General features: G+C 30.3%; 5 protein-coding genes. 1 reads left to right on the forward strand and 4 read right to left on the reverse strand.

Annotated elements, in window-relative coordinates; translation table 11 throughout:
• Window positions 1-114: 114 nt before the first annotated feature.
• Complete coding sequence (locus ABI549_RS02035; protein WP_348074778.1) at window positions 115-1293, forward strand: cation:proton antiporter; 1179 nt, start codon at window positions 115-117, stop codon at window positions 1291-1293.
• A 333-nt stretch (window positions 1294-1626) separates the two neighbouring features.
• Here the strand turns inward: ABI549_RS02035 and ABI549_RS02040 are convergent, their stop codons facing one another.
• The 4 genes from ABI549_RS02040 to ABI549_RS02055 form a co-directional block, all read right to left on the reverse strand.
• Window positions 1627-2745, reverse strand: coding sequence for a GTP cyclohydrolase (locus tag ABI549_RS02040; protein ID WP_348074779.1), 1119 nt, complete (start codon window positions 2743-2745; stop codon window positions 1627-1629).
• Window positions 2745-3815: a transporter gene (locus ABI549_RS02045; RefSeq protein WP_348074780.1), complete on the reverse strand. Its 1071-nt coding sequence runs from the start codon at window positions 3813-3815 to the stop codon at window positions 2745-2747. The genes ABI549_RS02040 and ABI549_RS02045 overlap by 1 nt, the downstream gene beginning before the upstream one ends.
• A gap of 184 nt (window positions 3816-3999) precedes the next feature.
• A complete protein-coding gene (locus ABI549_RS02050) occupies window positions 4000-8145 on the reverse strand; it encodes a T9SS type A sorting domain-containing protein (protein ID WP_348074781.1) in 4146 nt (1381 codons plus the stop codon).
• 111 nt (window positions 8146-8256) lie between these two features.
• On the reverse strand, window positions 8257-9163 hold a 907-nt coding region (locus ABI549_RS02055; protein ID WP_348074782.1), incomplete at its 5' end, for a T9SS type B sorting domain-containing protein.

Consider the following 9163-nt stretch of genomic DNA (forward strand, 5'->3'; position numbering starts at 1 on the left):
TGAAGTAAAATTTACATAGGCAACTTTTCATTTGGTTAAAGCTCCAGAAATTAAAGTTTATTTTAAAAAAATAGAGTGATTTTAATGTTGTAAATTTGTATAAACAAATACTTTATGACAATCACATTAATAATATCCCTCTGTATTCTTGTACTAATTGCATACGCATTCGATTTAAGCTCCAAACACACAAAAATACCAACCGTTATTATTTTATTAATTATGGGGTATAGTATTCAGTATGCTCTTAATTTTTTTGCATTTGAGATCCCCGATCTAAATCCGTTATTACCTATTTTAGGTACGATAGGTTTAATTTTAATTGTCTTAGAAGCAGGGCTGGATTTAGAATTAAATAAAGATAAAAAGCATATTATAACTAATTCCTTTTTGTCAGCCTTTTTTCCATTACTTTTTTTATTATTAGTATTCGGTTTTTGCATTAATTATTTCACAAATCAAAACGCAATGAGTAGTTTACTTAATGCAATACCTTTTTGTATAATTAGTAGTGCTATTGCTATTCCAAGTGTACAAAACTTATCAGCAGAGAAAAAAGAATTTGTGGTTTATGAGAGTAGTATGTCCGATGTCATAGGAGTAATTTTGTTTAATTTTTTTCTATCTAATGATACCATAGGATTTAGTTCAATTATTACATTCATTGCAGAAATAATACTAATGCTGACAATTTCTTTAGTTGCAAGTATTGGATTAGCCTTTTTAATAAAAAAAATAGACCATCATGTGAAATTTATTCCGATAATGGTAATGATAATTTTGATTTATTATATTTCAAAAATATACCATTTACCAGCATTAATTTTTATTATAATTTTTGGCTTATTTCTAAATAATTTAGATGAATTGAAACACTTTTCATTTATAAATAAACTACAGCCTAAAAGATTAAATTTAGAAGTACAACGATTTAGTAAGTTAGTAGCAGAAGCTGCCTTTTTAATTCGAACAATATTTTTTGTTCTATTTGGTTATACAATAACTACAGAAACACTTCTAAATAGAGAAACAATGCCTTTTGCCATTGCCATAATAGCCTTAATAATCTTTATTAGATTTATACAACTAAAGATAGCAAAAACAAAACTTTCTCCTTTGCTTTTTATTGCTCCCAGAGGACTAATAACAATTATGCTGTTTTTATCAATACCATTATCAAAAAAAACAAACTTTATAAATAATTCTCTAATCATTCAAGTCATTATCTTAAGTGCAATAGTAATGATGTTAGGTTTAATGTTTAATAAAAGTATCTCCGAAGATGAATTATAATATAGGAATCAAAATTATAAACTGCTATTGTCTACAATGAAAAAAGCCTACCATAAAATTGGCAAGGTAACTTGTGGAGTGAATAGAACATAGAATAATTAAATTAAAAGCAATCATATTTGGCGTTAGAATCTCTAATTTTCATAAATATTCGGTTAAATATTCACCTAAAGAATACATCCTGAAAGTAAAGGAAAAGGGAAATTTTGACCCAGTTTTAAGTTTTCAAGTAAGTAATGATTTTCAAGTAAAAAAAGTAATTATTAATTATATACCAGATGACATAAAAAGTCAAGAATTTTCTACCATTATTGAAATGGGATACTAAACAAATTATAAATCCCTTCTAAACGTTTTTCTTCTACAAATAATTTTAGGATCAAAATTTTTCCAAAGTAAATGTATGGCGTGATTGTCTGCTAATTCAGGTGTTCTAATACAATTTTGTATTCCTTTTTCGGTAAATGTAGTGTGCATTTCCTTGAAAATAATAGCATGAACACCTTTGTTTTGATATTCTGGATGAACACCAATTAGATAAAAGGTAACGTCTTTGCTATTTTTTCTAGCATTTAATAAATGGAATAATCCAAAAGGAAAAAGTTTCCCTTTGGCTTTTTGTAGAGCTCTCGAAAAACTTGGCATAACAATAGCAAAAGCTACCAAATTTTTGTTTTTATCTTCTACAAATTTGATATATTCTGGATTGATAAACGAAATATATTTTTTCTTAAAATACTCTTTTTGAACGTCCGAAATAGCTACAAAAGAAGATAAATTTGCATAAGAAGCATTAAACAAATCGAACATTTTATCTACGTAAGGCAAAACATCTTTTGTCTTTTTAAAATTTAAAGCTTTTAGGTTGTAACGTCTCTTTATTAACTCTTGGGCTTTGTCGAAAAACTCTAATTTAACATTCTCAAAAGGGAATTTATTTTCTAAATATTCTTTTTCTACAATAAAACCCAATTGTTCAAAATGAGTCGCATAATAAGGAAAATTGTACCAAGTAATCATGGTTCCAATTTCTTCAAATCCTTCAGTAAGCACTCCAACTTTGTCAAGATTAGAAAATCCCATTGGTCCTTCTATATGATCAAGATTGTTTTTTTTGCCTAATTCTTTTACTTTTTCAAGTAATGCTTTTGTAACTTCAATATCATCTATAACATCAAACCAGCCAAAACGTACTTTCCTTTTTTGTTGGTCATTTACTTCGCTCCAATTAATAATCGCAGCAATTCTACCTACAATTTTATTATCGCGATAAGCTAGATAAAAATAAGCTTCTGCGTTTTCGAAAGCAGGATTTTTTGTTTTATCGAAAGTTTCAAGTTCATCAGCAATAATTGGCGGAACCCAGTATTTATTATCTTTATATAGTGAAAAAGGAAACTTAATATAATCGGTAAGTTCACTTTTAGTTTTGGCTTCTTTTATAGTAATCATTACGGAGTTGGCTTTTCTTCTTCGATATCGTCTAAACGTTTTTTCTTTGTTTCTGGAACGGGTTGCTGGTTTCCATCAGGATTATTTTTTCTAGCTTTTTTCTCTGCTTTTGCTTTTGCTTTATCTAATTCTTCTTGAGATTTAGAGCCTTTCGAATTTTTATCCTTATCCTCTTTATTTTCTTTTACTTCTTTTCCGTCTTTAATCTGAATGTCTTTGTGTTTTTTATCAAAACGCCAAGAAAAACCAATCCCTCCATACAATAAAGATGGTGTTGATTTTATATTTTTACTAATGGAAGCATCAACTTGAATGTTGTTTTTTAATAAATGAGTGGCACCTATTGTAAAAATTCCATCAGAATAATAATTTCCTTTTATTGCTTTATTTTCTACAAAAGCAGCCCATTTTTCATTAATGGCTCTAGTTAAAGTAAAAACCGAACCGAAATTTGAATTATTAGAGGTTATTTTATCTGCTATAATATTACTCACTAAAACCCATTTTACACCAAAATGATGTTGCGTTATAAGCATAATTTTAGGACTAATTACTGATTCATCAGGAATACTGTAATCATTTTTCATCACATAATTTACGCCTACATAACCTGATATTGCAGGAATAAATTGTTTCCAACTCATTTTGTGATTTGCTTTCCAACTGTATATGTTTGGCTTTGCAGGTCCTTTCTTGAATGGATCATAAAACAAATATTTTGCTCCAAAAGTTGTTTGTTTTAAACCACTTCTACTTGTATTTATAGAATCTGCTACCGAATATTTATCTAATTGAAATTGAGCTTCTAAAATAAACTCCAATTGCTCTTTTATAAATCCGCCACGAGCCGCAAAATCTAAACCAAATCCTCTTGCTTTATAATCTAGTAAATCATGAGATTCATTAATATAATACAATCCGCTTTCTACCTGATATATATTTTTTCCAACGGCAAATGCTCCCATAGATTTCCCAGGTCTATTAGAGTTTATCTGATCGGTAAACTGACCATAATTTGCAATTGAAGTTAATAAAACTCCAGTTATAAGTATCGATTTGAATAATTTCATAAAAATTTTATTTTCAACAAACCAAATGTAGTAATTTTATAATTATGCACAGACTAAAATATAAATTTCATCTAATCTCTTTTAAAATTGAATAACCTCAAAATATTTAATAAAAAAGGGTTTGGCATATATTAAAGCCAAACCCAAATTTATTAATACACTTATATAGTGTTTCCTTATTTAACTATTTTTGATATAAAAGCTTTAAAGTTTTAGTAAATTCTTTAGTTTTAAGTTGTACTAAATATAATCCTTTACTTGAACCAACAGGCATATTAAAAGAAATTGTTTGTATACCTCCTTTTAGTTCACATTTTTTACTAAATATTAATCTTCCATTAATATTATAGATGTTTAAATCTGCATTAGAATCTAGAATTGAAGAATTAATTAATAATCCTCCCATGCCATCTAACAAAGGATTTGGTGTTAAGACAATTTTGTTATCATTAATTGCAAAATTAGTATTAGAAAGTGTTCCTCTTCTTACCTCGATTACGTTACTATATGTAACAACATTGTCCAAATCAATTAGTTTTAGCCTATAATAAATAAGCTCATCAGTAGTATTATCTACATAAGAATAATTCATAGGAGTATAATTTGTACCCGCAGCTAATTGCTCATCTAGAGGTACAAATGTTACATTATCTGAACTTCTTTCTAATGTAAATTTTTGTGTTCTATATTGCTGATATACGTCCCATTTTACACTAACTGGACCAAGACCCGTATATTCAGAATAATAGCTGGTTATTAGTGATTGGAGTAAAGCAGGATTTGCTTGTACAAAAACAGTTAATGTAGCATTAAGGCCAGCAACAGTTGCAACTAATGTTGTTTCTCCTAAAGCCAAACCTTTTACTGTTTTACTATCTGTTCTCTGAATAATAGCTGGATTATCTATTACATAAGTAATACCTGAGATATCATTTATTCTTCTTTCAATTCCATCACTATACATACCCAAAAGTTTAAACTCAGATACTGTTTGTTCAGGAATTGTTATATCTGGATTCTCATAACGAATACTTTGTAAAGTTGCACCTGCTGGAGATAATATGGTAGCTGTATATGTGTTTTCTCCTATAATTGCTCCAGAAATATCATACCCGTAAACTGTTATTTTTAAGCTTCCTACAAAATTTTGAGGAATTGTAAATACAAAATTATTAGATTCTGGTAATGGTCCAATTCTATTGGCTAAAAATGTCATGTTTGTTCCAAGACAATCATAAACTACATTAAGCTTGTTTACATTTACTTGCAGTACATTATAACTAATTGTACTTCCAGATAACATATCGCCAGTAAAAGAATTGGGATCTATAGCAAATCCTCCATTAAATGTTGCTGCCGATTTGTTTGAGTATCCGTTATTTAAACTTGGTAGAAAATTATATGTTAAAGCCCTAGGATTTATACCATCTCTAGTAAAATTACTGCTAGTAGATTTAAAATCTTGTTTTAGTAATTCAAAAATTCTATTATGAACACTAGGAGTTGTTGTTACTCCTGAAGCTGTACCTACGCCATCTATTCCAGATATATGTAGTATATTTTCTCCAGGAAATTTATCTATAAATTGTGAACTTAACCCAGCTTCCATACTACTGTTAGGCACTACTGCATCACTTGTTTCTCCATTATATAAATGTGTTATAAATTGATCTAAACTTGAGGGCAATTGATTTACTAATGAGTCCCAAAGTAAATACATAGATTTAATCCAAGGTGAAGATATTGAAAGCAATGGTATTGTTCCTAATGGGTTACAAAGAATAGGATGAATTTCGCATATTGAAAAATTAGTTGCTACTGCATGTATAGGAACTCCACGAAGTTTTTGTACATTACTAGGACTATTTAAATTTGCAATAAACTTGGTTTCAGCTTCATCTTTATGAGATAAGTTATCATTTTCTACAGTTAGAACCTTTGCACCCCAATCTAGAATTTGATCTTTTTCTGGTACTATTCCTGTTTTTTTAACTAAACCACCTACAGTCATTTGTGGAATAATCTGTGAATATGTAAAAGTAAGAGGAACATATGTAGCAATACCACTAATTATTCTGAATCCATTAACTGCAATTCTTTTATCTAATACTGCATTTGCTGCTTGAGAACCAAAGTGGGGAGTATTAAGAGTAATTAACGAATTAATATCGTCTTTATAATAGGTCTGATATGAAATATCTTCAATATATGCTCTGGCATATAAGCCCCCTCTACTATGCACAACTAAATTTACTTTACCCGCAGAAATTTTTGATCCAAGAGCATTAGCTCGTAATGTATTTATTGCATTAGGAATAACTAATGCAGAACCTTCAAACGGACTTTCTGCCTCTGTAACATCTGTTCTCCATGCTTTTAATATTTCACTATCTGTATAACCTTTCTCCTTTAATGATTCTTCTATTCCTTTTAAAGAACTCATTTCAGTCCATACACCATGAACTAATAATACTGGAGGTAACGAGAACTTGATAGGATGATGAAAAATTATTACAGGATTTAAGGGATCTCTTTTGTCCCAAATTATTAATCTAAATTTTGCATAATTTTTATTTGCCACAAATTCATTTGCATCAATAAACTCAGGATGTCTAAAAATTACATCTACCTCTGTTAGTGTTTCAGGAGTTGCTCCGTTGCCATAATCTGATATAGGTTTTAATGTAAATTCTCCGTATTTAGCTTTATAAATTTCAGTACCAGGTGTTCCAGGAACAGTGAAAAAATTATCATATACAACTTCGTATTTGTAATTATTTGAATTTGCATAATAACCTACAGCATCAGATGTTTTTATTCTAAAAACACTCGACTGAGTTCCGTCAGCTGCAAAAGTTGGAGCTTCATTTTCTGATGGAACATAGGTTGCAGTCTCTCTTTTTAAATCTGCAAAAGGAATATAATTTTCTTTTCCATTTAATGGTTCAATTTGATTAAATGGAAAATTTTTATATTCAACATGCATCACTTTAACATCTCCTGGAGGAAGAAACAATCTCATAATTCCTGAGGGTGTAGCAATCCAAGAAAAATATGGGCTTAAATCTCCTTCTATTGCTCCCGCAGTAATATTATTGGATAGCATATCTGGATCAGTTACACATCTATTAGAAATATAAGGTATATTTGTATATAGTGTATAAGAATCTGCTAGATTTACAGGTCCTACACCATCATAAACAATAAGTCCTTTATCAGTTCCTAAGTATACTTTTCCAAAAACATCTCCCCAAATAGCTCTATCATTAAATTTTGTTCCCACAGGTACAATTTGTGGATCGTTTACGTTGTACCATCTACTATCTTTAAGTACTGAGAAACCAACTCCTGCTATAGATTTAGTTGCCCAAACTCCTTTTTTATTATTGGCATAAACTCCATTAAAAACTCCTCCTACTCCCAATTTTGCTTCTTTTGTAGTATAAAACTCATTAGTAGATTGTCCTGCTAATGTGCATTTCATTAATCTAGCTGGTATATATACTCCAGCAACTGCAGGAACTTGTGGAGTTTCTTGATGTACTTCGTAGCCATAATGAGCTGTCCACATAAACTCTTTATCTGCTGAAATAATAGAGAAGATTCTGGTTTGCGCTGTTTGACTTGGCGTTGGATTATAAGTGTAGGCAGGGTATGGAATATTAGAATCCATGGTTCCATCTTGATGATCTTTCCATGTACTTACCGAGTTAAAAGGTGTTGTAGCTTCTGCATTTCTAAAAGAAAAAGTTCCAGGAGTTACAAAATAATCAGGAGAAGATAACAAGTCATGATATCTTTGTGCAATCCAAACCGTATTATTTTTATCAACTATAACTTGCTGTGGGTTTAGAGTGGCAATACCATCTCTTTCTAAATAAGGAAGTCCTTGAGCAGAGAATCCTCTAGCGTCTCTGGCTGTAATAAAATGTTGTGATGCTAATGAACCAACATTTATTTTCTCAATACCACCGCCATTAAATGTGCCACTACTTCCTGAATGTGCTACCCAAATGCTACCTGTTTTGTCAGTAGCCAATGAATTAATTTTTAAAGTACCCACAACAGGAGCTGTTCCTATTGTTTGCGCACTAAATGTAGGTTGTGGCGTAGAAACAGCTTGACTCAAAAAATAAATCCCTTGTCTGTTTGTTCCTGCCCAAACATTTTTGTTTAAATCAACTGTTATAGCTGTAAATGCTTGACCTGTGTGATAAGTCCTAAAGCGTGGTTCTGGCGTTGGTACTTGAGCAGTAGCAACTGCTGAAGATAATAAGAATATAAATAATCCTATTATGCCAATTTTGCTGAAAAATATATTTTTTTTCATAAATGAGGTTTTAATAATTAATCTAAGTTTGTTTAATTTCCTACTATCATAAGACTTCTAGGAAAGAGTTTGTTTAATATTTTTTTATTTCATTTTTTATAAATTTGAAGGTTATCTTTTTAGTGCAAAATGCGTTTTAAATATTTTATCTTGTCCGTTTTCAATATAGTTTACTGTAAACCAGTAATCAGTTGCAGGTAGTTTTTCTCCGTTGTATGTACCATTCCATCCGTCTTGTTCTGGTGATAACTCTTTTAGAAGTTTACCAAATCTATCAAAAACATAAACTTTTGCGTTAGGCTGTCCTTTTATACCTGCAATGTGCCAAGTATCATTATAGCCATCTCCGTTTGGAGTAAAAAACTTATCATAATCCAACACAACAACTTCAGTTTTTGCTGGGTTACATCCGAAGGTGTCGTAAACAGTTATTACATGAGTTCCAGGTTCAACATTTTCAAAAACATTTGAAGTTTGTATTGTTTCATCATCTAATTGATATATGTAATTTCCTTTTCCAACTGATGTCACAATTATTTTTATATTGTCTTGGAATGAATATTCGACTAAGGCAGATACTATCGCTGGCTCAGAACGAATAACAATTGCTTCTTTAGGTTCAGATTCGCATCTTGTCTGAATATTAGTTGCAATCACAAAATAGGTTCCTGCTTCTGTAACTTCTAATGTGCTTCCATTTTGATTTGGGATTAGTGTTGTATTATTATACCACTCGAAAATGTAAGTTGTGTCACTTAATCCAGAATTAATTATATGACTACTAATTAGATTTCCTGTTGTTTGATCATAACATGACGTTCCTCCATTTGGAGTTGGTTCAGGAAGAAGATTTATTACCAAACTAAAATGAGTATCTGCAGCACATTTATTTACGGTAGCTAGATTTGTTACTTTCGCATAAATAGTTTGTGTGGTTAGTGTATTTGTGAAATTTGACGGATTAACAATTGGATTGTTTGAATTAAAATCTGCTAAACTCGCAAAATATTCGATTGCA

Origin of the sequence: Flavobacterium sp., from assembly GCF_039932285.1 — a bacterium.
Taxonomy (GTDB): Bacteria; Bacteroidota; Bacteroidia; order Flavobacteriales; family Flavobacteriaceae; genus Flavobacterium.

Bases quoted from the DNA above. Each gene is read 5' to 3' on its own strand.
- ABI549_RS02050 (WP_348074781.1), bottom strand. From the start codon at position 8,145: ATGAAAAAAAATATATTTTTCAGCAAAATTGGCATAATAGGATTATTT.
- ABI549_RS02040 (WP_348074779.1), bottom strand. From the start codon at position 2,745: ATGATTACTATAAAAGAAGCCAAAACTAAAAGTGAACTTACCGATTAT.
- ABI549_RS02035 (WP_348074778.1), top strand. From the start codon at position 115: ATGACAATCACATTAATAATATCCCTCTGTATTCTTGTACTAATTGCA.
- ABI549_RS02045 (WP_348074780.1), bottom strand. From the start codon at position 3,815: ATGAAATTATTCAAATCGATACTTATAACTGGAGTTTTATTAACTTCA.